Source organism: Mesorhizobium sp. LMG 17147 (assembly GCF_024297145.1).
Lineage (GTDB): Bacteria > Pseudomonadota > Alphaproteobacteria > Rhizobiales > Rhizobiaceae > Mesorhizobium.
On the sequence record NZ_JANCTC010000001.1, the window covers coordinates 717,984 to 741,949 of the forward strand.

At 62.0% G+C, this 23,966-nt stretch carries 19 protein-coding genes; 15 read left to right on the forward strand and 4 right to left on the reverse strand.

Annotated features, from left to right (window positions below; all coding sequences use genetic code 11):
• Positions 1-55: 55 nt before the first annotated feature.
• On the reverse strand, positions 56-3,907 hold the full coding sequence (locus tag NMG46_RS03475) for a peptidoglycan-binding protein (RefSeq protein WP_254816310.1): 3,852 nt from the start codon (positions 3,905-3,907) through the stop codon (positions 56-58).
• Positions 3,908-4,460: 553 nt separating this feature from the next.
• Between NMG46_RS03475 and NMG46_RS03480 the strand changes: the two genes are divergently transcribed.
• From NMG46_RS03480 to NMG46_RS03515, 8 genes are all read left to right on the forward strand, one after another.
• Positions 4,461-4,922, forward strand: coding sequence for a MerR family DNA-binding transcriptional regulator (locus tag NMG46_RS03480; protein ID WP_254816399.1), 462 nt, complete (start codon positions 4,461-4,463; stop codon positions 4,920-4,922).
• Positions 4,923-5,170: 248 nt separating this feature from the next.
• Positions 5,171-6,967 carry an acyl-CoA dehydrogenase gene (locus NMG46_RS03485; RefSeq protein WP_254816311.1) on the forward strand — a complete coding sequence of 599 codons (1,797 nt, stop codon included), beginning with the start codon at positions 5,171-5,173 and terminating at the stop codon, positions 6,965-6,967.
• Between the two features lie 231 nt (positions 6,968-7,198).
• Complete coding sequence (locus NMG46_RS03490) at positions 7,199-8,368, forward strand: acyl-CoA dehydrogenase family protein (protein WP_254816312.1); 1,170 nt, start codon at positions 7,199-7,201, stop codon at positions 8,366-8,368.
• 8 nt (positions 8,369-8,376) lie between these two features.
• Positions 8,377-8,832 (forward strand): OsmC family protein, encoded by a 456-nt coding sequence (locus NMG46_RS03495; RefSeq protein WP_254816313.1) that lies wholly within the window; start codon positions 8,377-8,379, stop codon positions 8,830-8,832.
• 17 nt (positions 8,833-8,849) lie between these two features.
• The gene (locus NMG46_RS03500) at positions 8,850-10,058 is read left to right on the forward strand and encodes an acetyl-CoA C-acetyltransferase (RefSeq protein ID WP_254816314.1); all 1,209 of its coding nucleotides are present in this window, start codon (positions 8,850-8,852) and stop codon (positions 10,056-10,058) included.
• 12 nt (positions 10,059-10,070) lie between these two features.
• Complete coding sequence (locus NMG46_RS03505; protein WP_254816315.1) at positions 10,071-12,290, forward strand: 3-hydroxyacyl-CoA dehydrogenase NAD-binding domain-containing protein; 2,220 nt, start codon at positions 10,071-10,073, stop codon at positions 12,288-12,290.
• An 81-nt stretch (positions 12,291-12,371) separates the two neighbouring features.
• A complete protein-coding gene (locus NMG46_RS03510; protein WP_254816316.1) occupies positions 12,372-13,016 on the forward strand; it encodes a helix-turn-helix transcriptional regulator in 645 nt (214 codons plus the stop codon).
• An 11-nt stretch (positions 13,017-13,027) separates the two neighbouring features.
• The gene (locus NMG46_RS03515) at positions 13,028-13,867 is read left to right on the forward strand and encodes a thermonuclease family protein (RefSeq protein WP_352702293.1); all 840 of its coding nucleotides are present in this window, start codon (positions 13,028-13,030) and stop codon (positions 13,865-13,867) included.
• Here the strand turns inward: NMG46_RS03515 and NMG46_RS03520 are convergent.
• A complete protein-coding gene (locus NMG46_RS03520; RefSeq protein WP_254816318.1) occupies positions 13,830-15,485 on the reverse strand; it encodes a lysine--tRNA ligase in 1,656 nt (551 codons plus the stop codon). The two genes, NMG46_RS03515 and NMG46_RS03520, sit on opposite strands and share 38 nt — an antisense overlap.
• Before the next feature lie 247 nt (positions 15,486-15,732).
• On the opposite strand from NMG46_RS03520, the gene NMG46_RS03525 reads away from it, so the two are divergent.
• Complete coding sequence (locus tag NMG46_RS03525) at positions 15,733-16,143, forward strand: tellurite resistance TerB family protein (protein ID WP_254816319.1); 411 nt, start codon at positions 15,733-15,735, stop codon at positions 16,141-16,143.
• Positions 16,144-16,151: 8 nt separating this feature from the next.
• Here NMG46_RS03525 and NMG46_RS03530 read toward each other — a convergent pair whose 3' ends face one another.
• Positions 16,152-17,003, reverse strand: a complete 852-nt coding sequence (locus tag NMG46_RS03530; RefSeq protein WP_254816320.1) for a transporter substrate-binding domain-containing protein — start codon at positions 17,001-17,003, stop codon at positions 16,152-16,154.
• 271 nt (positions 17,004-17,274) lie between these two features.
• On the opposite strand from NMG46_RS03530, the gene NMG46_RS03535 reads away from it, so the two are divergent.
• The 3 genes from NMG46_RS03535 (at position 17,275) to NMG46_RS03545 (ending at position 19,507) form a co-directional block, all read left to right on the forward strand.
• A complete protein-coding gene (locus NMG46_RS03535) occupies positions 17,275-18,006 on the forward strand; it encodes a LuxR family transcriptional regulator (RefSeq protein WP_254816321.1) in 732 nt (243 codons plus the stop codon).
• A gap of 97 nt (positions 18,007-18,103) precedes the next feature.
• Complete coding sequence (locus NMG46_RS03540; protein WP_023677342.1) at positions 18,104-18,742, forward strand: acyl-homoserine-lactone synthase; 639 nt, start codon at positions 18,104-18,106, stop codon at positions 18,740-18,742.
• A 15-nt stretch (positions 18,743-18,757) separates the two neighbouring features.
• Positions 18,758-19,507 carry an enoyl-CoA hydratase-related protein gene (locus NMG46_RS03545; protein WP_254816322.1) on the forward strand — a complete coding sequence of 250 codons (750 nt, stop codon included), beginning with the start codon at positions 18,758-18,760 and terminating at the stop codon, positions 19,505-19,507.
• Between the two features lie 24 nt (positions 19,508-19,531).
• Here NMG46_RS03545 and ppk2 read toward each other — a convergent pair whose 3' ends face one another.
• Positions 19,532-20,434 (reverse strand): polyphosphate kinase 2, encoded by a 903-nt coding sequence (gene ppk2 / locus NMG46_RS03550; protein ID WP_254816323.1) that lies wholly within the window; start codon positions 20,432-20,434, stop codon positions 19,532-19,534.
• A 206-nt stretch (positions 20,435-20,640) separates the two neighbouring features.
• On the opposite strand from ppk2, the gene NMG46_RS03555 reads away from it, so the two are divergent.
• The 3 genes from NMG46_RS03555 (at position 20,641) to NMG46_RS03565 (ending at position 23,874) form a co-directional block, all read left to right on the forward strand.
• On the forward strand, positions 20,641-21,906 hold the full coding sequence (locus NMG46_RS03555; RefSeq protein WP_254816324.1) for a cell wall metabolism sensor histidine kinase WalK: 1,266 nt from the start codon (positions 20,641-20,643) through the stop codon (positions 21,904-21,906).
• Between the two features lie 117 nt (positions 21,907-22,023).
• Positions 22,024-22,749, forward strand: a complete 726-nt coding sequence (gene phoU, locus NMG46_RS03560) for a phosphate signaling complex protein PhoU (protein WP_254816325.1) — start codon at positions 22,024-22,026, stop codon at positions 22,747-22,749.
• 117 nt (positions 22,750-22,866) lie between these two features.
• Positions 22,867-23,874: a magnesium and cobalt transport protein CorA gene (locus NMG46_RS03565; protein WP_254816326.1), complete on the forward strand. Its 1,008-nt coding sequence runs from the start codon at positions 22,867-22,869 to the stop codon at positions 23,872-23,874.
• Positions 23,875-23,966: the final 92 nt, after the last annotated feature.

A 23,966-nucleotide genomic window follows, 5' to 3' on the forward strand; every position in this document is an offset into this window, starting at 1 on the left:
ATCAGTTAACAGGCAAATCTGTGGCAAGGGCGTCGCGGAAACGACGCATCCGCCGTTATTTACGCGCGAGCAGCGCCTTGACCAGCTTTTCGTCGATCGCGCCGGTTGCCCTCATATCGTTGTCGGCCTGGAAGGCCATGATTGCGTTCTTGGTTTTCAGGCCCATCATGCCGTCGGGATTGCCGGCCTCGTAGCCGTTCTTGTTGAGAATGCGCTGGATGTTCTGGACCGCTTTCTTCATATCGATGCCGGCGGTCGTCTGCGGTGTGCCGTCCTGCCACGATTCAGGAATGTCGGCCGAATTGGCGGCTGGATCGAGCGGCTTGGCTTTCCACAGTTCAGCCGCGGCCCGCGCACGCTCCAACTGCTCGGGCCTCAGCGCCTTGGCGATCTCGTCGCGCTTGGCCGCTGCATCCTTGTCGCCGGTCTTGGCGACGAGCGCAAACCATTTATAGCTCTCCTCGAGATTCTGCTTCATGCCGACACCCTTCGCCGCGAGGATGCCGAGGTTGAACTGGCTGTCCTTGACGCCGAGATCCGCCGCCGCCTGGAACCAGCGTGCTGCCGATTCGTTGTCGGTTACGCCGTCCGCCGCCATCGCAAACAGCACGGCAAGATTGTGCATTGCGCTGGCATTGCCCTGCTCTGCGGCAAGCTGGTACCAGGTCTTCGCTTTCTTGATGTCGCGTGCGACGCCGATGCCCTTCTCGTAGAAATTGCCGATGCGGTATTCTGCCGGTGCGAAACCGAGTTCGGCAGCTTTCTCATACCATTTGGCCGCCGCCGTCATGTCTTCCTTGACACCGCGTGACTCGGCGTAGCGCGAGCCGATCTCGAACAGCGCCTTGGCGTCGCCGCCGGCCGCTGCATCGCGCAGGGCGACCGGACCGGCATCGGCCGGAACTTCGATCTTGGCAACGCCTGCCGGGGCAGCATCCGCCGGCGGCACAGTGCCGGTCTTGTCCTGCGTCGCAGCGGTGACTATAGCAGGCGCGGCGGCCAATGGCGCGGCGATCGCCGTTGCCGGCGCGGGCACTGCGGCCGTGTCTGGCGCCCCCAGGTCAGCGGACGCCGCAGAAGCCGAGGGCGCCGTCGATGCCTCGGTTGCCGGTGTGGCGGGGCCGGTTTGCGCCGCCGTGTCGTCCTTGGTCATCGATGCGGATGGCTCTGCCTGCCTGACGGTGGGCGACGGCTCGCTCTCCTGTGTTGTTGTCTGCGCGTCCGCCTTCGGCTCGCTGGCAACGCTGGCCAATGCGGTTTCCACCGGCTGTACGGCCACGGCCGGCGCCGCCTCATTGTCAGCGACTTCGACCGGGTCGGAGAAGAAGGCTTTGCCCAGTTGCAGGCCGGCAAGCGCCAGCATGATGGCGATTGCCCCCATCAGAATCGGCTTGCGCCGCGCCTTGAGCAGGTCGCCGATCCTGAGTGCCTTGACCGGGCCTTTCATCGTCGACTGGCGCTTGAGGGCGTCCGCCTCGGCGGCCGCCGCTTGCGCGGCCCTTCTGGCTGCCGCGATGAAGTCCGACTTCGCCGCCTCGGCGCTGCCTTCCCGGGCCGGCTGCCCGCGCTCGTCGCGCACGCGCTTCATGATGGCGCTGAGGTCTGGTGCGCCGGAGCCGGGTTCCAGTGGCCGGTTGGCGAGCTTGGGGTCGAGGGGCTCGTCGAGATCGACGCTCGGTATCTCGGCGCTCGGCGCCGAGCCTGCAAGCGGCGGCGTCTCGGCCTCCTTCTTGCCCTTCAAGGCGCGCGCCAGCCCGCCTAACATCGATTTCCTGCCGCCGCCTTGTTCGTTCTTTTCACGTGTCGTGTCTGAACCGAGAGCCGCCAGTGCGGCTGCGGCGGCGGCCTCGGCCGGCGTTCGCGGACCTGGCTCTCCGCGCACGAGCGCCGCGGCGCGGCCGTCGAGATCGGCCATGTTGCCCGTCAACGGCAGCGACTGGTCAATGTCCATCGACGGTGCGTCCTGCACCGATATCTTGGATGCCCGGCCGGAGCGTTTGCTCAACTCGGCGCTTGCCGGTTCGCCGGTCTCCAGTGAACCAAGCCTGTCAACGATCTTGAGCAGCGTATCGTGGATAGCCTCGAACGTTCTCGAATTGCGCTCGTCCGAACGGCGCGTCAGCGCCTCAAGCGTCTTCAGGTCCTGGGCGAGGCCGGTAACGGCCGCTGTGTTGGCGCTTGATCCGGCCAGCGAGCGGACGGCACTCTCGGCCGCCTCGCGCGCCGCGCCGAGGATGGAATCGCGGGTTCCGGCCAGCGATTTCTCGATTTCGTTGAGACGCGGGCTGATGTCGTCGAATTCCGGCAGCGGCGTGCCGGGCTTGGAAAGGTGCGCCGTCAGGCCGGCGACCTGCGCTTCGAGGCTGCGGATCAAAGCCGGGTCGATGCTGGCGACTTGTGCGGCGGACGAATCCAGCCGGCTTGAGATGTCTTCGAGCCGGCTCTCCAGGCCGCGGATCGCCGCCTCGTTGGCGGGATCTGGAACGCGTGTCTCCATCCGCTTGGCCAGCGCCGTGAAGCGGGCGTCGATGGCATCCATGATGTCGGCGTTGTCGACCTGCGGCATGCGCTGGTCCAGCCTGTCGGCGACCTCGTCCAACCGGCGCTCGAGGTCGCGAAACAGCATGTTGCCTTGTTCGATGGCGTCGCCTTGGCGACGTTCCATCATGCTGGACAGCACGTCGAAGCGCTGTTCGAGCCCCTGGAAGATGTAATCGGCGTCGGGCATGGCCGGTGCGTGGTCGATCTTGTCGGAGATAAGCGCGATTTGCCTGGCAAGGCGCTCCATCGCCTGTTCCGGCAGATTGGCTCGGCCGGCCAGTTCGTCCACGCGGCTCGACAATGTGTTGAGACGGTCGATGACCTCCCGGCCCGGACGGTCCTGCGACACTTCTTCGATTTGCTGGGCCAGTGAATCGATCCGCTTCTCGATGCGTTCGAAGGGCTCGGGGTCGAACGAATTGGCTTGCGCGGCAACCGTCGAGGCGACGATCGCGCGGGAAATCTCGTCGAGCCGCTCGTCGATCTGGCTGAATGTGTCGCTGCCGCGATTGTCCTGCTGGCGAGCGAAATGATCGACCGCTCCGGCAAGCGTGCGCACCTTTTCTTCGAGCGAGCGCAGCGACAGCGATTCCGGCAGATTGCTGACGGCATTGCTGATCTGTTCGAGCCGCTCCGTCAGCGCCGACAGGCCGGGCGCGTCGGAGCGCTTGCGCTGATCGGCGTCGACGCGGTCCTCGAAGGCGTTCCAGCGGCGGTCGAATTCGTCCCAGCGGCGGCCGACCGCCTGCACGCTCTCCTCGCGCGCTAGCGTATCGAGCGCGGCCTTGACCTGCTCAAGCTCGAGCCGCAGCATATTGACGCTTCTGTCGTCGCTTTTTTCGGCCAGTGTCTGGATGGCGCCGGAGAGCCGCTCGAACTCGACGCCGAGTTCGGCGCTGCCTTTACCGCCGCCATTTGACTGGAAGGCTCGCTCAATATTCTTGCGCAGTACGTCGAACTCGCGTTGCAGGCCGGAGGTCATCTGCTGGCGCAGCTCTTCGCGCAGGCCGCGCAATTCCCCGGCGATCTTGCCGGCTAAGGCGACGCTGTCCTCCTGACCGCGCACCCGGTCGATATCGCGGGCGATCGCCTGGTAGTTCTGGTCGAAGGCCGCTGCTGGACCTTTCGGCTGCTGCGCCTCGCGTGGGTCTTCATACCGGCGCTGCTGGCCATAGGGTTGAGCGCTGGGATAGCGCGGTTCTGCCGCTGGTCGGCGCGGATCGGGGTGGTTTGTCGTCTCCTCGCGCGTCCGCTCCAGCCGCTGCTCCAGAGTTTCCAGGGAGCGGTTGAGCTCTTCAAGCGTCGTGTGCGGCCGGCGTTGCCTGCCGGCGTTGAGTGTATCGAGGTAGGACCGCTTGCTGTTCATCAATGCGCCCGTTTCAGAATTGCTGGCTTTCACCAGGTTCCCAAAGTCCTGCCGGGACGAAGGCGACTGCTTGGCTTGTTGCAGTGGAAGACGAGCTTCCCCGGGTCTCATCCGCGCTCCGAAAACCGTGAAAAATTCAATACAGGATAGACACGGGTAACCGACATGCGCACATTTCGCCCCAACGTGGTAAACAACGCGTTAACCAAGCTTAAGAAGTTGCAACTTTGTCGGCTGGCTGCGGACGGCGCCGGGTGTCTTCTATTGGACGCACAAAGGACGCCGTGGACGTTTGATCAGCCGCATGATCGCTCCCGAAATCGGCAACGACTTTTTAGGTTATCCGCCGGCGCTGCGGCATAAAGTTCCAAGCCTAGAACGCTCTTGCGTGGTAGGGCGGCTATCGATATAGAATTGACGTAAACGTAAATGAGCGGATTACGCCGTTTGCGATTTGTTTGTTGAAACCACGAGTGGAAGCACGCCCCCGCTTTCACTCAGGCGACGCTAGGTCCGCGACCGCGACGCCATCAGACGGGGAAAGCCAGTGACCATGAAACTTATTTCGCCCGGCCAAGCCGCGGCCAACACCAACGATATGTCGAGCGAAGCCGGTGAAGAGCTTGTCCGCATCGGCGAAATGGCCAAGAAATACGGAGTGACGCTGCGTACGCTGCGTTTCTATGAGGACAAGGGTCTACTCAACCCGCAGCGCGACGGCTCGACCCGCCTCTATACGCGCCGCGACAGGGCCCGGCTGAAGCTGATCCTGCTTGGCCGCAAGGTCGGATTCTCGCTGCGTGACGTCAAGCAGATGATGGACCTCTACGATCCGAACGGCTCCAACACAAAGCAATTGCGGCTGGCGCTCGACAAGTCGGAGAAGCAGCTTGCCCGTCTGCAGAAGCAGCGGGCGCTGATCGACGATGCCATCAGCGAACTGAGTGCTTCGATGTTGACCGTCCGGCAAATGCTGATCGAGCGCTCGACGCCGCAGGCCAGCGTGGCGAGCTAAACTAAGCTTTCGATTTCCGACGGATAAGAGCCGCGCGGCTTTCGCTGCGGGGTTCTTCGTCGTTTGCCGTCCTTCGCCGTTTGCGGTCTTGGCGCGCGGGAGAAAATTCGTCGCACCGCAGAATTGACGTTTACGCAAACGTCAACATTTGCTATCTCCGACCCGTCATACTGGCCCGCCTGCTATCCTCATACACTGGTACACTGGGGCTGATTTCGGGGCCAAGACCGCATGGTGGAGGAAAACGCATGCCGATCTACAAGGCGCCGATCCGCGACACGCTGTTCGTGCTGAACGAAGTGCTGGGGTATCAGCGCTATTCCAATCTTCCAGGATTTTCCGACGCCACGCCGGATGTGCTCGAGGCCATCCTTGCCGAAGGGGCGAAACTCGCTGAAAACGTGATGCAGCCGCTGAACCGTGTCGGCGACACGGAAGGTTGCGTGCGCCATGACGACGGTTCGGTAACGACGCCGAAAGGCTTCAAGGAGGCCTTCGACCAGTATCGCGAAGGCGGCTGGATGGGGCTCGCCGCACCTGTCGAGTTTGGCGGGCAAGGCTTGCCCTACGCGGTGCACACCGCGGTTGCCGAATACATGGTGTCGGCCAATATGTCGCTGATGATGTATGCGGGCCTGACGCAAGGCGCGATCGCTGCGATCATCACCCATGGCACCAAAGAGCAGAAGGCAACATGGTTGCCGAAGCTGGTCGAGGGCGCCTGGACCGGCACCATGAATCTGACCGAGCCGCACTGCGGAACCGATCTTGGCCTGCTGCGCACCAAGGCCGTCCCAAATGGCGACGGCACCTACAGGATATCCGGCCAGAAGATCTTCATCTCGGCCGGCGAGCATGACATGTCGGACAATATCGTCCACCTGGTGCTGGCCCGTATCGAGGGCGCGCCGGATGGCGTGAAGGGCATCTCCCTGTTCATCGTGCCGAAGTTCAAGCTCGATGCCTCAGGCAATCCGGGCGAGAAGAACACCGTTTCCTGTGGCTCGATCGAGGAGAAGATGGGTATCCATGGCAACTCGACCTGCGTCATGAATTACGACGACGCTGAAGGCACGCTGCTCGGCGAGGCCAATGGCGGGCTGAAAGCAATGTTCACCATGATGAATGAGGCGCGGCTTGGCGTCGGCCTGCAGGGGCTCTCGCTATCGGAGGTCGCCTACCAGAATGCGGTTTCCTACGCCAAGGACCGTCTGCAGGGCCGCTCGCTGTCAGGACCGAAGGCGCCGGACAGGAAGGCCGATCCGATCATCGTCCATCCGGACATCCGCCGCAGCCTGATGACCATGAAGGCGTTCAACGAGGCCGGCCGCGCGCTGGCGCTATGGACGGCGATCAAGTCCGACATCGCTCACCGCTCCGGTGACGACAAAGATCGCCAGGTCGCAGACGACTATACCGGCCTGATGACGCCGGTGGTAAAGGGCGTGCTCACCGACAAGGGTTTCGATCATGCGGTAATGGCGCAGCAGGTGTTCGGCGGCCACGGCTATATAGAAGAACACGGCATGAGCCAGTTCGTCCGCGATGCCCGCATCGCCATGATCTATGAGGGTGCCAACGGCATCCAGGCGCTCGACCTCGTCGGCCGCAAGCTGGCCTTGAATGGCGGCCGCGCGGTCCAGGTCTTCTTTAGGGAAGTCGGAGAGTTCTGCGAGGAGAACCGCACCGATGAGAAGATGGCGCCCTTCACCAAGGCGCTTAAAAAGGGCCTCGACGATCTGCAGGCGGCGACGATGTGGCTGGTGCAGAACGGCATAGCCAGGCCCGACAATGCGGGTGCCGCCTCGACCGACTACATGCATCTCTTCGGCCTGGTGGCGCTGGGCTATATGTGGGCCCGGATGGCCAAGGTGGCCGCGGCGAAATTGGCTGATGGCCCCGATGGCGCTTCGTCTTTCTACGACAACAAGCTGGTGACGGCGCGCTTCTTCGTAGAGCGGATCATGCCGGAGACGTCGGCGCATCTTGCCCGCATCTCCAGCGGTGCCGACACATTGATGGCACTGCCGGCGGAAGCGTTCTAGCTTCGGCGTTCCCCTGCCCCTCGAGGGAGGGTGGCCCGAAGGGCCGGGAGGGGTTCTGCGTGCAGTGCGCCGACCTCCATTCTGGTGCATGCCTTGGAGGAAAGTGATCGCAATGCCGTGGCACATGGCGCAGGTTGTAAAAGATAAGGTCGAGCAAGTCATCGGCGACCCCACCCGGTCGCTTCGCGGCCACCCTCGTCTCGAGGGGGGCGTCGGCGCGAGGGAGAAACCATGACCAACCCCGCCGGAATCCTTGGCCTTCCCAAGCCCGCCTGGGCGGCGGACGAGGTCGGCATGCTTTACGACATGGCGCACCGCTTCATGGCGGAAGAGATCGCGCCGCGTTACGACGAGTTCGAGAAGAACGAAATGGTCGACCGGGAAAGCTGGCAGAAGGCGGGTGCTGCCGGACTGCTGTGCGCCTCGATGCCGGAGGAATATGGTGGATCGGGCGGCACGTTCGCGCATGAGAGCGCCATCATCGAGGCGATCGGCCATGTCGGCGTCGACGGGTTCGGCATTGGCCTGCACAATTCGATCGTTGCCCCCTATATCCTCCACTACGGCTCGGAGGAGCAGAAGAAGAAGTGGCTGCCGAGGCTGGCCACCGGCGAGCTGATCGGCGCCATCGCCATGACTGAGCCGGGTGCGGGCTCCGACCTGCAGGGCATCAAGATGCGTGCCGAAAAGGACGGCAACCGGTACAAGCTCAGCGGCTCGAAGACTTTTATCACCAACGGCCAGCTCGCCAATTTCATCATCGTCGTTACCAAGACCGATCCTGAGAAGGGCGCCAAGGGCATCTCGCTGATCGTCGTCGAGACTGACGAGGTGGAGGGTTTCGAGCGCGGCCGTAACCTCGACAAGATCGGCCTCAAGGCCAACGACACGTCGGAACTGTTCTTCAACGACGTGCGTGTGCCGACCTCGAACCTGCTCGGCAATGACGAAGGCCAGGGCTTCGTCCAGTTGATGCAACAATTGCCGCAGGAGCGGCTGCAGATCGGCACCACTGCTATTGCCATGGTCGAGCGGGCTCTGGCGCTTACCATCGACTACGTCAAGGAGCGTAAGGCGTTCAGCAAGGCCATCATCGAATTCCAGAACACCCAGTTCAAGCTTGCCGAATTGAAGACCGAGGCGACCATCGGCCGCGTCTTCTATAATGACTGCGTCGCCCGCCATATTAACGGTGGCCTCGACCCGGTGACGGCTTCGATGGCCAAATACTGGCTGTCAGACCTGCAAGGAAAAGTCGTCGACGAATGCCTTCAATTGCATGGCGGCTATGGCTACATGAATGAATATCCGATCGCCCGCATGTTCCGCGATGCCCGCGTCCAGCGCATCTACGGCGGCACCAACGAGATCATGAAATTGCTGATCGGGCGGAGCCTTTAGGAGGTCGCATGTCGAAGCATTTTGCTGGGCTTCGCTGGAAGTCGGGGGCACGGGAGGATTTCCTTTCCGGCCGCTATTCCCGGGTCCATGAACTTCATTTTGATGGTGGCGCGGTCATCTCCGCTTCCGCATCGCCGTCGATTGTGCCGGCACCTTTTAGCGATGCAACGATCGTCGATCCGGAAGAACTGTTCGTCGCTTCGCTTTCTTCTTGCCACATGCTCTGGTTCTTGGATCTGGCAAAACGCGCTAAGCTCAATGTCCGATCTTATCACGACGAAGCCGAAGGCCTGATGGCCAAGAATGCTGAAGGGCGCACAGCCATCACACATGTCACCCTTCGGCCGCTCGTCGAATGCGACGCAGATGCGGCTATGATCGAGAGTATTCATCACAAGGCGCACGACGCCTGTTTCATCGCCAATTCGGTGCGGACCGAAGTGGTGGTCGAGCCCCGATTTTAGATCACAGGAGATCACCAATGGCCGAAGCTTATGTCTATGATGCCGTGCGCACGCCGCGCGGCAGGGGCAAGAAAGATGGCTCGCTGCACGAAGTGCCGGCGGTGCGGCTCGGCGCCAAGGTGCTCGAGGCCATCCGCGACCGCAACGGGCTGAACACTAGCACTGTCGACGACATCATCTTCGGCTGCGTCGATCCGGTTGGCGAGGCGGGTGCGGTCATTCCACGTGCCGCCGCTTTCGAGGCCGGCTACGACACCAAGGCGCCCGGCATGCAGATATCGCGCTTCTGCGCCTCGGGCCTCGACGCCATCAATTTCGGCGCCGCCAAGATCGCGCATGGCGCCGACGAGATCGTCATTGCCGGTGGCGTCGAATCAATGTCGCGCGTCGGCATGGGCGCCTCCGGCGGCGCCTGGTTCATGGATCCCTCGGTCGGCCTGCCCGGCTGGTTCGTGCCGCAAGGCATATCGGCCGACCTGATCGCCACCAAATACGGCTTTTCGCGCGACGATGTCGATGCCTACGCGGTCGAAAGCCAGAAGCGTGCCGCCAAGGCGTGGGGCGAGGGGCGCTTCAAGAATTCGGTGATCTCGGTCAAGGACCAGAACGGCCTGACCATCCTCGACCACGACGAGCACATGCGGCCTTCGACCGACATGCAGTCGCTGGCCGCGCTCAACCCGTCCTTCGTCATGCCCGGCGAAATGGGCGGCTTCGACGCCGTCGCTGTGCAGAAGCATCCCGAGGTGGAAGAGGTCAATCACGTCCACCATGCCGGCAATTCCTCCGGCATTGTCGACGGGGCGGCGGCCGTGCTGCTCGGCTCGAAAAAGGCGGGAAAGACGCTCGGCCTCAAGCCGCGCGCGCGCATCCGTGCGTTCGCCAATATCGGCTCCGAACCGGTGCTGATGCTGACCGGCCCGGTCGACGTCACCGAGAAGCTGTTGAAGCGGGCGAAGATGAAGCTGCAGGACATCGACTTGTTCGAGCTCAACGAGGCCTTCGCTTCGGTGGTGCTGCGCTACATGCAGGCTTTCGACATTCCGCATGACCGGATCAACGTCAATGGGGGGGCCATCGCCATGGGCCATCCGCTCGGCGCCACCGGTGCGATGATCTTCGGTACGGTGCTGGACGAATTGGAACGCCGCGACCTCAACACCGCGCTGGTGACGCTTTGCATCGGCGCCGGTATGGGCACCGCAACGATCATCGAACGCGTCTGACGGAGAGAGATGATGAGCTACACCAATTTCACCCTCGACATCGACGCCGACGGCATTGCGCTGGTCACCTGGAACATGCCGGACCGTTCGATGAACGTCTTCACCGAGGAGGTGATGCGCGAACTGAACGCCATCGTCGACAAAGTGGCAAGCGATGCAGTGATAAAGGGCGCGGTGATCACCTCCGGCAAGGATACGTTCTCGGGCGGCGCCGATATCACCATGCTGCAGAAGATGCTGGCGACCTTCGCCGCCGACAAAGCGAAGGACCCGGAGAAGGCGACCAAGGCGCTGTTCGACAAGGCGGGCGCTATGAATGGCCTGTTCCGTAAACTGGAAACCTCGGGCAAGCCGTGGGTTTCGGCGATCAACGGCACCTGCATGGGCGGCGCCTTCGAATTGTCGCTCGCCTGCCATGGCCGCGTCGCGGCTGATTCCGACCAGGTGAGGATGGCGCTTCCGGAAGTGAAGATCGGCATTTTTCCAGGCGCCGGCGGCACCCAGCGCGTGCCGCGGCTGACCGACCAGCAGCAGGCGCTGCAAATGCTGACGTCCGGCCAGACGCTGTCGCCGCAGAAGGCCAAGTCAATGGGCTTGATCCATGAGATTGCCGAGGCGGACAAGCTGGTCGAAACTGCCAAGGGGATGATCAAGAACGGCTTGAAACCGGTGGCGCCATGGGATGAAAAGGGCTTCAAGCTGCCCGGCGCTCCGATCTATTCGGTGGCAGGTGCCAATCTGTGGCCGCCGGCTATCGCCATTCTGCGCCGCGAGACCTATGGCAATTATCCCGCTGCCGCCGCCATCCTGAAATGCGTCTACGAGGGCCTGCTGGTGCCGTTCGATACCGCCTTGCGGATCGAGCAACGCTACTTCACCGAGGTCATGCAGACCAGGGAAGCGGCGGCGATGATCCGCTCATTGTTCGTGTCGCTGCAAGAACTGAACAAGGGCGCTCGCCGCCCAGCTGGTGTGCCGGAAACGACGTTCAAGAAGATCGGCGTGCTCGGCGCCGGCTTCATGGGCGCCGGCATCGCCTATGTAACGGCCAAGGCCGGCATTCCGGTGGTGCTGCTCGACCGCGACATGGAGTCCGCCGCCAAGGGCAAGGCGCATTCCGAGACCCTGATCTCGGATCAGGTGAAGAAGGGCCGTGCCAAGCCGCAGGACAAGGATCGATTGCTGTCGCTGATTACGCCAACGGCCGATTACGCGGATCTTGCCGGCTGCGATCTTGTGGTCGAGGCGGTGTTCGAGGACTCGGCCGTCAAGAAGGATGCCACCGAACAGGCCGAGGCTGTACTCAAGCCGTCGGCGATCTTCGCCTCGAATACGTCGACCATACCGATTACATCGCTGGCCAGGAATTCGGCGCGGCCGAAGAATTTCATCGGCATCCACTTCTTCTCGCCGGTCGACAAGATGATGTTGGTCGAGATCATCCTCGGCAAGAAAACCGGCGACAAGGCGCTGGCCACCGCGATCGACTTTGTCCGCGCCATCAAGAAGACGCCGATCGTCGTCAACGATACGCGCGGTTTTTACGTCAATCGCTGCGTACTGCGCTACATGTCGGAAGCCTACAAGATGCTGATCGAAGGTGTTCCGGCGCCGATGATCGAGAATGCGGCGAAAGCCGCTGGCATGCCGGTCGGTCCTCTGGCGTTGACCGACGAGACGGCGATCGACCTTGCCCAGAAGATCATGAAGCAGACCATGCGCGACCTCGGCGACAAGGCGGTCGATCCGAAGCAGATGGCGCTGATCAACACGATGGTCGACACACATGGTCGCTTGGGCCGTAAGAACAGCAAGGGCTTCTATGACTATCCGGCAAAACCGGCAAAGAAGAAGCTGTGGCCAGGCCTCAGGGACCTCTACCCGCAGCTGTCGCCGGAGCAGGTCGACTATGAGGAACTGAAGCAGCGGCTGCTGGTCACCATCGCGCTTGAGGCGGTACGGGTGATGGAAGAGGGCATCGTTACCGACCCACGCGAGGCCGATGTCGGCTCGATCCTGGCCTTCGGCTTCGCACCCTATACGGGCGGTGCACTGTCCTACATCGACGGCATCAGCGCGAAGAAATTCGTCAAACTCGCCAAGCGCCTGCAGAAGAAATACGGCGCCGAGTTCAAGGCGCCGAAGCTGCTGCTCGACATGGCCGAGAAGGGCGAGACCTTCTACGAGCGCTTCGATCCCTATACCAGGAACGAGGCCAAGGAGGCGGCCTGACGCCGTCTCCGGCGGTGGACAAGATGGCGGCCAAGGGGTAGAACAGCGAAGGTATTTTTTCCTGTTTCGAAGGAGAGCAAGGTGCTCTCGCACGACCGCGTTTGGGCCGCCATCGACGCTCTTGCCGAGCGTTATTCGCTTTCGGCCTCCGGACTGGCCAGGCGCGCTGGCCTCGACTCGACCGCCTTCAACAAATCGAAGCGGCTGTCCTCAGATGGGCGGCCCCGCTGGCCGTCGACCGAATCGCTGGCCAAGATCATCGAGGCGACCGGCGCCTCGCTGGATGAATTTGCAGGGCTGGTCGAAGGCCGGGGTAATTCCGGCGCACTGCCCGTGCAGAAATCGTCGGTGCCGCTGCTTGGCTTCGCCCAGGCGGGCGCCGGTGGCTTCTTCGACGATGCCGGGTTTCCGGCGGGGCAGGGATGGGACCTGATCGAATTGCCGGCACGGGCAACCGAAACCTCCTATGCGTTGAAGGTCCAGGGCGATTCCATGCTGCCGCTCTACCGCAATGGCGATGTCCTCATCGTCGAGCCGGGAGCTACCATACGAAAGGGCGATCGCGTCGTCGTCAAGACCAATGCCGGCGAGGTGATGGCCAAGGTGCTCGACCGCCAGACACCGAAGTCGATCACGCTGGTCTCCCTCAATCCCGATCACCCGGACCGCGACATCCCCATGCGCGATGTCGAATGGGTGGCGCGGATTGTCTGGGCAAGCCAGTAGGCGCGGGGCCGGTGCGTCTGCCTCACCTTGCCTTGGCTGTTCTGGCGATCCCGGCGATGGCCACGGCAATTGTCGCCGGCGGCCGCGCCGTCCAGAGCGAAAGCGGCGGCCCCTGGGAACAAATCCAGGTCGGCGCCGAACCGCAGCCCGCCGCGCCGGCTACGTCGGCCATCCCGAAGCCAGTGCCGGCCAAGCAGGCGGCGCATTCGAGGGCAATCGATCCAGAAATCGTGGTGCCGCCGCAGCTCGGTTCCAACGAGCTTGAACGGATAGAGCCGCGCGCCCCGCTGAGCGATCTGGCATTGGCCGGACCGCCCAAGCCGCCAAAAACGAAAATGCCCGACGACTGGAAAGGCACGAAACTATTCCAGCCCGTCGCGTCGGCGGCCGGGGTCATCGAAGCAAAAGGCTATTCGATTGCGGTTTCCGGTATCGACATCGTCAAGCAGGAGGAGACTTGCACCGACGGCGGCGAGTCCTGGAATTGCGGCATTCGGGCGCGAACGGCCTTCCGCGCCTTTCTCCGCAGTCGTGCGGTGGTCTGTGCCGTGCCGCCCGAAGGCGGTCGTGATCTGATCGCCGCCGAGTGTCGGATCGGCAATCAGGATATCGGCCAATGGCTGGTCGAAAATGGCTGGGCGCGCGCCGCCAAGGGCGGCCCTTACGTAGAAGCCGGCGAGAAGGCGCGTGCAGCAAAAAAAGGCGTCTTCGGGCCGGCGCCGAGCGTTTCAGGCCTGCCGCCGCTCCCGGCTGCTGCGTCGCGATCCGCGCCTGTAGCGCCTAGCTCGATCCTGGAGGAGCAGGACGGCGCTCTCATGCCGCCAGCTGACCAGCCAGCGCCCGCTGAATGAGCTCACGCGTTTCGGCGATGCCGTAGAGCGCGGCGAAGGAGCCGAAGCGCGGCCCGCGTTCCTGACCTATCAGCACCTGATAGATCATCTGGAAGAAGGCGACGGAGACACCGGGTCCGCCCTCCGGGCTCTGCTTGGAATGATCCTGGTAGCGCTCAATCTTGCGCGCAACATTGAGGGCAGCGTTCTGGATCGCCTCGCTGTCGGCATTAGCCGGCAGCGCGGCGAGCGCTTCCGAAAGCTTGGTCAGCGCCTCGCGCTCGACCGCGTCGGCGGCACGATACACTTTCGCCGGCTTCACGAAATCGTCGAAATAGCGGATGGCATATTCGGCCAGCCGGTCGAGCTCGGGATGGGTCGTCGGCGTCACACCCGGCGCGTGGCGCGAAATGAAACCCCACAGCACGCTCCTGTTTTGGGCATTCGAGGCGCTGACCAGGTTGAGCAGCAGCGAGAACGGAACCGGCAGGTCGACTGCCGGGGGATTGCCGTCATGCATGTGCCAGACCGGATTGCCCAGCCGCTCCTTCCAGTCCTGCCTCTGATAGGCAGAGAGGAACGTATAATACTCGTCCACTGCCTTCGGGATAACGTCGAAATAAAGCTTCTTCGCGGTTCGCGGGCGCTGGAACATATAAAGGCTAAGACTCTCGGTCGGCGCGTAAGTTAGCCACTCGTCGATGGTTAGCCCATTGCCCTTCGACTTCGAGATCTTCTGGCCATGCTCATCGAGGAACAGCTCATAATTGAAGCCCTCCGGCGCCGGAGCATCGAGCGCGCGGCAAATCTGCCCGGCGAGCTTGACGGAATCGATCAGATCCTTGCCGGACATCTCGTAATCGACGCCGAGTGCTGCCCAGCGCATCGCCCAATCGGGCTTCCATTGCAGCTTGGCATGACCGCCGGTCACCGGCGTCTCGAAGCGCTCGCCGGTGTCCGGATCGCGCCACACTATGGTGCCGGCGTCGAGCTTGCGCTCGTCGATCGCGACTTGCATGACGATCCCGGTGTTGGGATGGATCGGCAGAAAGGGCGAATAACTCAGCGCCCGTTCCTCGCGCAGCGACGGCAGCATAATTGCCATCACCTTATCAAAGCGCTCGAGCATCTTGAGCAGCGTCGCGTCGAAGCGGCCGGAAGTATAATAGTCGGTCGAGGAAGCGAATTCGTAATCGAAGCCGAAACGGTCGAGGAAAGCGCGCAGCCGTGCGTTATTGGCGGCGCCGAACGACGGATACTCATTGGAGAAAGGGTCCGGTATCCTGGTCAGCGGCTTGCCGAGATAGGCGCGCAGCATGTCCTTGTTAGGCACATTGTCCGGCACCTTGCGCAATCCGTCCATGTCGTCGGAGAAGCACAGCAGTCGCGTCTTGACCTTGTCTTCAGTCAGCACGCGGAAGGCGTGGCGCACCATAGATGTGCGCGCCACCTCGCCGAACGTGCCGATATGCGGCAGGCCGGACGGGCCGTAGCCGGTCTCAAACAGCACCGTTTCCGGGTAGCCGCCGATCGCGTAGCGAGCGACGATCTTTTTCGCTTCCTCGAACGGCCACGCCTTGCTTTCGGCGGCGGCGGTGAGGACTTCCGGACTGAGATCGATCGGCTGTTGTTCGGCCATGATGCTATTCCTGCAACTTGCCGGCATCCATGCCGACAGCCGCATGCTCTAGACCATGATCCCGAAAAGTGGAACCCGGTTTCAGGGCAGGACCGCGATCAGGCAAGAAGATTAAGAGCTCCCGTCCCAATTAGTCGGGATGGATCAAGTTCCAAGGCGTGACCGGAGCGCCAACGATCGCCGCTCTTTTTCCTTGCGGCGCCGGTCTCTCGTTCCTAACTTCGGGACCCATCTCAAGGAGTTCTAAATGCCTTTGTCGCCGCACGAAGCCATGATCTACCTGATGGTCATCACCTCGGCGTCGGACCGCGACATGACCGACATCGAACTGGCGCGGATCGGCGACGTCGTTCGATCCTGGCCGGTGTTTGAGGATTTCAACCAGGAGCGGCTGGTCGATGTCGCTCAGGCCTGCCAGGAAATGCTGCAGGAAAAGGACGGGCTGGAGGGCGTCCTGGCGCGTGTCGCCAAGGCGCTTCCGGAACGCTTGCGTGACACCGCCTATGCCGCCGCCTTCGAGGTTGCGGCCGTCGATCTCGAAATGCGCCTGGAGGAGGTGCGCGTGCTGCAGCTCGTCCGCCGGGAACTCGATCTCGATGCGCTGACGGTCGCCGCCATCGCGCGAGCCGCCAAGGCGCGCCTTCGCACGCTGACCTGAGCCGGCAGTCAGAAAAAGCTGACCGGAAAATAGCGAAGATAAAACTCGGCGAACGTACCTTTCACCGAAATTTCCTGCAGCGCGTAGTCGAAAGCGGCGGCCAGTGCCGGGTCGTCGGCCCTGGTGGCGATCGCCATGCCCGAGCCAAGGTATTCGGGTGCCAGATAGGGGCCGCCGGCAAAGCGGCAACAGCCAGCCGCATCGGAGCCGCCGAGCCAGAAGGCGAAACGCATGCCGTCGCCGAAGGCGGCGTCGATCTTGCCGGCTTTCAGCTTGCCATAAAGCTCCTCCGGCTTTGCGAAGGGGACGATTTGGACGTCGCCGAAATAAGTGCGCAGCATTCGCTCATGCGCGGAATCGGCTATCACGCCGACACGTTTACTGCGCAGCCTGTCGAACATTGGTTCGGTCAGCGCCTGTGTCTTCAGCATGATGAAGCGTGCCGGAAATTGCAGGTAGGGGCGTGAGAATGCGTATTTCGACCGCGACTCCGGCGTCGCGGCGATGCCGGCAATGATCGCTTCGCCTTCGCCTTTCCCGAGCGCACCTTCGAGCTCGGCCCAGGGCAGCGCCTGGATCTGGCATTTTTCGGCAATGCCGAGCTCGGCGCAGATGGCGCGCGCCAGGTCGACATGGAAGCCCGACAGCCGGCCTGCCCCATCGAGGAAATTGAACGGCGGGAAATCCGTGGTGGTCAGGAATCGCAGCCGCGGCAGCATCGAAAGGTCCGGCTTTGGCAGCCGCTCCTTGGCGTCCCAAAACACCGGCACCTGCGGCTCCGCGGCGAGCGCATCAGCCGCAAGCGATTGCGCTCCGATCAATATCGAGATCAATGAAATGGATATGCGCCGAAACGCCACGCGACGACTCCGTCCGGTCTTGCCCCGGCTTTAGTACGAAATAACACAGTTTTTTGTACGAAAATAACACAGGCACAACGGTTTTTGGTTTCATCGTGACGATTTAGGGATATTGTTTAGTGAGTTTGCAAATGACTGTGTGATGCCGGCTGAAGAGGAGCGGTAGGGCGCACAAAGGGAGCAGCTTTGCAGTCCGGGGTTGATGGCATAGTGCGGGTTGATCACTGCCATTGGTCTCAAGAGCGGAAGGCAACATGGGGTAGATGTTGCGATGGGTCATTTCGATCGTACCCTGGAGTTGATAGATCAGTTGCAGCACGCCGGTACAGCGGCCGCCGTCTGCGAAAAGCTACTGGGGGTAACAAGCGGGTTCGGGCTGACGGCGCTGATGGCCGGGACGGTTCCGCAACCCGGTACGCCGAGAAACCGGCAAAAGGACCATGTGCTGCTTTGCGACTGGCCGGCTGAATGGCTTGAGCGCTACGTTGCGCGCAACTACGTCGATCACGATCCAGTCGTCAGTCACATGAAGCAGCTTCAAGCGCCATTCCAGTGGCGGGAAGCGTCTCAGGGCATCCGTATCGGCAAGAGCGGCGGCGATGTCATGGGTGACGCCGGTGAATTCAAGCTGCGCGACGGGTTGGCCTTCCCGCTGATCACGCTCGATGGCCAGATCGTCATGGTGTCGCTAGGCGGCGAGGCTGTCGAATTGTCGGGCGCCGAATTCGGGCTTGTGTCGCTGGTCTCGACTTATGCGATTGGCCGCGCCATGCAGCTCCACACTATGGCGGGCAAAACCATCGACCATGTCGAATTGACGCCGCGTGAGCGCGAATGCCTGCAATGGGCCGCCGTTGGCAAGTCCGAATGGGAGATTTCACAAATTCTCGGCATTTCTGAACACACGTCAGAGAAACACCTTCTTAACGCCAAAAGCAAACTCGGTGCCGTCAACCGGGTCCAGGCCGTCGCGGAAGCGATAAGGCGCGGCTATATTAACTAGGTCGGCCGCGCCGGCCTAGAAATTCTTGCCTACGCGATCGCGTAATTTTTTCGGGGAAGCACGGCCGTATCTTCCTATTGAAACTAGGAGACGGCAAATGCTTTTTTCCCTCACGACCCAGGAATTGATGGAACGGCCCGACCTCTGGGAGGCAGTTCATCGTTTGCGTTACAGAGTTTTCGTCGAAGAGATGGGATGGACCGATCTGCAGCGCCCCGACGGCCTCGAGATCGATCAATTCGACCACGACGAGGCAGTGCACCAGATCGTCATCCGCAATGGCGAGCTCGCCGGTTACCAGCGGATGTTGCCGACGACTCGGGCACATCTTCTAACCGATGTGCTGGCGGACCTTTATGAGGGAACCCCACCGTCGGGCCCGAATGTCTATGAACTGACCCGCTATGCGGTTGCACCGGGGTTCCGCGACGGCCGGCGCGGCGTGTCGACGGTCGGCACGGAGCTGATCGCCGGCTTCGTCGAGTGGGGTCTGAAGCGCAACGTCAACCAGGTTATCATCGAATTCGAGCCGATGTGGGTGCTTCGCGCGCTGCAGCTGCATTTCCTGGCAACGCCGCTCGGTTACCAGCGTACCTATGGCAACCAGCAGGTGGTTGCCACACTGCTCACCTTCAACGAGCACACGCTCGACGTGGTGCGTTCGCGCCGCAACCACTTTGCGCCGGTGCTGGCCAGAGGGTACCCGGACATGCTCGGACAGCGACGCGCCTCGTGAGATTGGAGAGAGGCCATGAACGTTCATTCAAAAGCAGAATTCCGCAATCACACGCTGATCGTCACCGTATCGTCGGGTGACGGCCGCCCGGTGCTGGACAGGCTGGCCTATGAAAGCCTGGCCAGGACATTCCATGAAGCCGCTGCCGACGACGACGTCCGCGTCGTGGTCCTGCGCGGTCTGGCCGGGTGCTTCTGCCTCGGCGCCGATTTCTCCGAATTTCTCGACGCCACCAAACATCGGCGACTGATCGACGCCGTTACCGATATGTTTCGCACGCTGGCGACATTCCCGAAACCGGTCCTTGCCTGTGTCGACGGCGACGCCGTCGGCGTCGGCTGCACCATCCTGTTCCACTGCGACATGGTGATCGCCTCGAGCAAGAGCACGTTTCGGGTGCCGTTCGTCGATTTCGGCCTGGTGCCGGACGCGGCGACCAGCATCCTGGCGCCGCAGAAGCTCGGCTACGCCGGGGCGTTCCGCTTCTTCTGCCTGGGCGACACACTCGCCGCCGAAGATGCCAGGGCACTGGGCCTTATCGGCGAGATCGTGACGGACGCCAGCGTCGAGGAGGCCACGTTGGCAAGAGCCAGGCAACTCGCCAAGAAGCCTGTCGCGGCGCTGCAGCAGACGCGCGACCTGCTTAGGGGCGACACCGGCGCGCTCTGCGACCGCATCGACCAGGAGATCTCGCTCTTCCAGCAGGCGCTGCAGGACGACACTACGCTGAAGCGACTGCAGCGGATTGCCCGGCTGGCGGCATGACAGCCGCGGATCGATTAGGTGAGCTTATTTTTCGAGGAAAGTCGGCCCTTCGCCGATGATCTTCTTGTCCACCTTACCGATGACGTCGAGATCGCGGCCGTCATAGGGAAGCGACAGGAGAATGCGCTGCATGACGGCCAGCCGCGCGCGCCGCTTGTCGTTCGCCCGCACAATGATCCAGGGCGCGAACTCCTTGTGCGTGCGTTCCACCATCAGGTCGCGCGCCTTGGTGTAGTCGTCCCATTTGGTGATGCCGGCGATGTCGATCGGCGAAAACTTCCAGCTCTTCAGCGGGCTCCAGCGACGGTCGTGGAACCGCTCGAGCTGTGTTTCCCGGCCGATGTCCAGCCAGAATTTGAAGAAATGGATGCCTTCGTTGCGGATCATCCGCTCGAAATGCGGAACCTCGTCCAGAAATTGCTCGTGCTGCTCGGGCGTGCAGAATCCCATCACCGGTTCAACACCGGCGCGGTTGTACCAGGAGCGGTCGAAGGTGACGAATTCGCCCGACGTCGGGAAGTGGTCGACGTAACGCTGGAAGTACCATTGTCCAAGCTCGGTGGGTGTTGGCTTGGTCAGCGCCACGTTGCGCGCCGTGCGAGGGTTCAGATACTGGCGCAAAACGAAGATCGTGCCGCCCTTGCCGGCAGCGTCGCGCCCCTCAAACAGCGACATTACCCGCTTGCCTGTCGACTGCAGCCACGCCTGCGCCTTGACCAGTTCGATCTGCAGCTTCTCTAACCTCTCGTCATACTCCTCGCCCTTCATTTTCTTGTCGTAAGGATAGCCGCCGGCGGTGAGCTTGCGGTCCTCGATCCAGTCGGGAAGCGTCGGAGCCTCGATGTCGAACTCCCGCTCCTTGCCGTCGATGATGATCTTCAGCGGCCCCGACGAAGCTGTAGGGGAGCTTTCCTTGGCGTTTTTCATCGAGACGAACCTTTCCAGCCTCCGGACTCATGCTATTGGAAGCCTTTACGGCATCGGCCCGAATATCGGAATCGATTTTCGGAAAGAACGATGCAGCAGATAAAGCGTAGAGCGTCCTTTGTGCGCCCAATTGGACGCACGGCGCGCTAGCGTCGGTCCAGTTATTGAGCGTTGGCCGCACACGGAGCGCAGGCGACGGAGCGCAAATGGCCGATATCGGCACAGAGCGGAAAGGCAAGGCGCAAGCCGTCGCCATGCGGCTGTGGAACAGCCGCTGGCCGCTCGCGGCCGGCTTCGTTGCGGTTCTGATCGTCTATGGTTTTGCCGGCATGTCTGGCTATGTGGTGCTGCTGGCAGGCGCCGTGCTGGTTGCCGCGGCGATACTGCCGCCCGGCGTCGCCCGTCAATCGACCGAAAATGCCGCGGCCGTCGAGGCGAGCGGCTTGCAACAACTTTCCGGCGAATATCTCGCGGCAGCGGTTGCCGATCCGCTGATCATTTTCGATCGTTCCGCCGCCATCGTCCATGCCAACGCCGCCGCCGTTGCAGCCTTTGGCGGGATTGCCCCCGGCATGTCGCTGTCGCTGAAATTCCGCGCGCCGGAAATGCAGTCCTTGCTGGATAATATGTTGGCAGGCAACGTCGCCTCGGACAGCGTCGACTACATAGAAAGGCTGCCGGTCGAACGAGCCTATCGGGTGAGCGCGTCTTCTGTCGGTCACGCCACGGATCTCTACGTGCTGGTGTTCAAGGACCAGAGCGAAGCGCGCCGGATCGACAGAATGCGCGCCGACTTCATTGCCAATGCCAGCCACGAGCTGCGCACGCCTCTCGCCTCGATTGCCGGCTTCATCGAGACGCTGCGCGGGCCGGCCCGCAACGACCCTGCGGCACGCGAGCAGTTCCTGCAGATCATGCAGAACCAGACCAGCCGCATGGCGCGCCTCATCGACGACCTTCTGTCGCTGTCACGGCTGGAGATGAAGCCCTATCTCAAGCTGGGAACCGAGGTCGATCTGCGCCAGGCCCTCGACAGCGTTATCGATTCGCTTGGGCCGCTCGCAAAGGAAAACGGCGTCGTCATCGAGCGTGATTTCGCGGAAGGACCGCTCGCCGTGCCCGGCGATCGGGACGAGCTTTTCCAGGTCTTCGAAAACCTGCTGGAAAACGCCTGCAAATATGGTCAGTCGGGCGGACGCGTCGTGGTGTCGATCACGCGCAGCGACAGCGATACCGAACCGGGGATCGACGTCACTATCAGGGATTTCGGCCCCGGCATTCCCGAAGAACACATCCCGCGCATCACCGAGCGCTTCTACCGCGTCGACGTCGAGAACAGCCGGACCCAGAAGGGCACCGGCCTTGGCCTGTCCATCGTCAAGCATATCCTGACCCGGCACAACGCCAGGCTCTCCATCTGGTCGGAAGTCGGCAAGGGTGCGGCGTTCACCGTCCATTTGCCGGTTCGCTGACGCAGTATTATCTCTAGCCCATGATGGGCCGTTTCTTTTTTCTGTCATCCGGCTAGCGTATCAGCGGGGATTCGAGGGAGCGACTCAACCACAAGATCCCGGGAAGGCATTTGGTCCATGCAGTCCGTGCACATCGTCAGCGCCTATGACGAGGAGCTGAAATATCTGTCGAAGCGCATCGCGGCGATGGGCGGGCATGCCGAGCGCATGGTCGAGCAGGCCGTCGCGGCACTGGTCAATGCGGATCCGGGACTTGCCCAGAAAGTCATTCGAGACGACCTGGTTCTGGATGAGGGGCAGCGCGAGATCGACGATAAGGCGATCATCATCATCGCCAAGCGCCAGCCGATGGCGACGGATCTGCGCGAGATCGTCGGTGCGATCCGCATCTCGGCGGACCTCGAACGGGTAGGCGACCTCGGCAAGAACGTCGCCAAGCGAGTGGTTGCTGTCGCTGATGGGCGCCAGCCGAGCAGTCTGTTCCGCGGCCTCGAGGCTTTGGCTAATCTGGCGCTGACACAGCTCAAGGAAGTACTCGACGTCTACGCATCGCGGTCGGTGGAAAAAATCGGTTTCGTGCGCGACCGCGACGACCAGATCGATGCCATGTACACCTCGCTGTTTCGCGAGTTGCTGACTTACATGATGGAAGACCCACGCAACATCACGCCCTGCACGCATCTCCTGTTTTGCGCCAAGAACATCGAGCGCATCGGCGACCACGCCACCAACATCGCCGAGACGATCTACTATATCGTCACCGGCGACCAGATGCCGGCCGATCGTCCGAAGGGCGACAAGACGGACAAGATTATTCTTCCCGCAACGCAACCAGCGAAATGAGCGTCTCTCGATACTAATGCGAATTTCGGATTCGCCACCTGACCGAAAGTTGCGCTAAGCTTTCGACGCGCCGACTTCTCAGTTCCGCGACGAAGGCCCCGCCTTCAGGAGGCTGCGATGGAATATGTCCGCGAGTTTACTCCTGGGCCGCCGATGTCGGGTATAATCGCTTGCGGCGTCTATACGGCTGGGCGGCGCATCGCCGACATTCCGATCGAGGAAGCCGGCGAATGGGCCGGGAAGCCGGGCCACGTGGTCTGGATCGGACTGCTGGAGCCCGACCGCAATTTGTTACTGCGCGTCCAGGCGCAATTCCATCTGCATGAACTGGCGATCGAGGACGCCGAGCATCCGCACCAACGGCCGAAGATCGAGCAATATGGCGATGCCCTGTTCATCGTTGCCCGCACGGCGCAGTTGATCGACAGCCGTGTCACCTTCGGCGAGACGCATCTGTTCGTCGGCGCCGGCTATATCGTCAGCGTCAGGCATGGCCCGTCGACCTCCTACGCCGCCGTTCGCCAGCACTGGGAAAGCTGTCCGCATTCCCTCGCCAAGGGCGAGGATTTCGTCCTCTACGCCATTCTCGATTTCATCGTCGACAACTACATGCCCGTGCTCGAGCAGATCGAAAACGAGGTCGAGGCGATCGAGGACAAGGTTCTGCTGAAACCGATGACCGGCTCCGATATCGAGCGGCTTTACATGCTGCGCCGCGATCTCCTGCGCCTGCGCAACGCTGCTCTGCCGCTGGTGGAGGTCTGCCGGCGGCTGACCAGCGCCGATCTGCCGCAAATCCACACAGCCATGCATCCGCTGTTTCGCGACGTCACCGACCACATCCGCACTGTCCAGGAAAAGATCGACAGCCTGCGTGAGGTTCTCGCTTTCGCCTTCGAGGCGAGCCTTCTGGTCGGTCAAAGCCAGGAGACGGCGATTTCCAAGAAGCTTGCCTCATGGGCCGCCATCTTGGCCGTGCCCACGGCACTCGCCGGCATTTACGGCATGAATTTCAGCGACATGCCGGAACTGAGGATGGAATATGGCTACCCGGCCGTCCTGGCGGCAATTGCCCTGATCTGCACGTTTCTTTACTGGCGGTTTCGCAAGAATGGGTGGCTGTAAGGGTAAGGGAATAGGCAGTAGCTAGTAGGGAATAGGCAATACGGAAGTGGGTTGTTGGCGAACGATCCTTGTGAAGCGCTATCTTCCCCTAC

Bases quoted from the DNA above. Each gene is read 5' to 3' on its own strand.
- NMG46_RS03475 (WP_254816310.1), bottom strand. From the start codon at position 3,907: ATGAACAGCAAGCGGTCCTACCTCGATACACTCAACGCCGGCAGGCAA.
- NMG46_RS03480 (WP_254816399.1), top strand. From the start codon at position 4,461: ATGAAACTTATTTCGCCCGGCCAAGCCGCGGCCAACACCAACGATATG.
- NMG46_RS03485 (WP_254816311.1), top strand. From the start codon at position 5,171: ATGCCGATCTACAAGGCGCCGATCCGCGACACGCTGTTCGTGCTGAAC.
- NMG46_RS03490 (WP_254816312.1), top strand. From the start codon at position 7,199: ATGACCAACCCCGCCGGAATCCTTGGCCTTCCCAAGCCCGCCTGGGCG.
- NMG46_RS03495 (WP_254816313.1), top strand. From the start codon at position 8,377: ATGTCGAAGCATTTTGCTGGGCTTCGCTGGAAGTCGGGGGCACGGGAG.
- NMG46_RS03500 (WP_254816314.1), top strand. From the start codon at position 8,850: ATGGCCGAAGCTTATGTCTATGATGCCGTGCGCACGCCGCGCGGCAGG.
- NMG46_RS03505 (WP_254816315.1), top strand. From the start codon at position 10,071: ATGAGCTACACCAATTTCACCCTCGACATCGACGCCGACGGCATTGCG.
- NMG46_RS03520 (WP_254816318.1), bottom strand. From the start codon at position 15,485: ATGGCCGAACAACAGCCGATCGATCTCAGTCCGGAAGTCCTCACCGCC.
- NMG46_RS03525 (WP_254816319.1), top strand. From the start codon at position 15,733: ATGCCTTTGTCGCCGCACGAAGCCATGATCTACCTGATGGTCATCACC.
- NMG46_RS03535 (WP_254816321.1), top strand. From the start codon at position 17,275: ATGGGTCATTTCGATCGTACCCTGGAGTTGATAGATCAGTTGCAGCAC.
- NMG46_RS03540 (WP_023677342.1), top strand. From the start codon at position 18,104: ATGCTTTTTTCCCTCACGACCCAGGAATTGATGGAACGGCCCGACCTC.
- NMG46_RS03545 (WP_254816322.1), top strand. From the start codon at position 18,758: ATGAACGTTCATTCAAAAGCAGAATTCCGCAATCACACGCTGATCGTC.
- ppk2 (WP_254816323.1), bottom strand. From the start codon at position 20,434: ATGAAAAACGCCAAGGAAAGCTCCCCTACAGCTTCGTCGGGGCCGCTG.
- NMG46_RS03555 (WP_254816324.1), top strand. From the start codon at position 20,641: ATGGCCGATATCGGCACAGAGCGGAAAGGCAAGGCGCAAGCCGTCGCC.
- phoU (WP_254816325.1), top strand. From the start codon at position 22,024: ATGCAGTCCGTGCACATCGTCAGCGCCTATGACGAGGAGCTGAAATAT.
- NMG46_RS03565 (WP_254816326.1), top strand. From the start codon at position 22,867: ATGGAATATGTCCGCGAGTTTACTCCTGGGCCGCCGATGTCGGGTATA.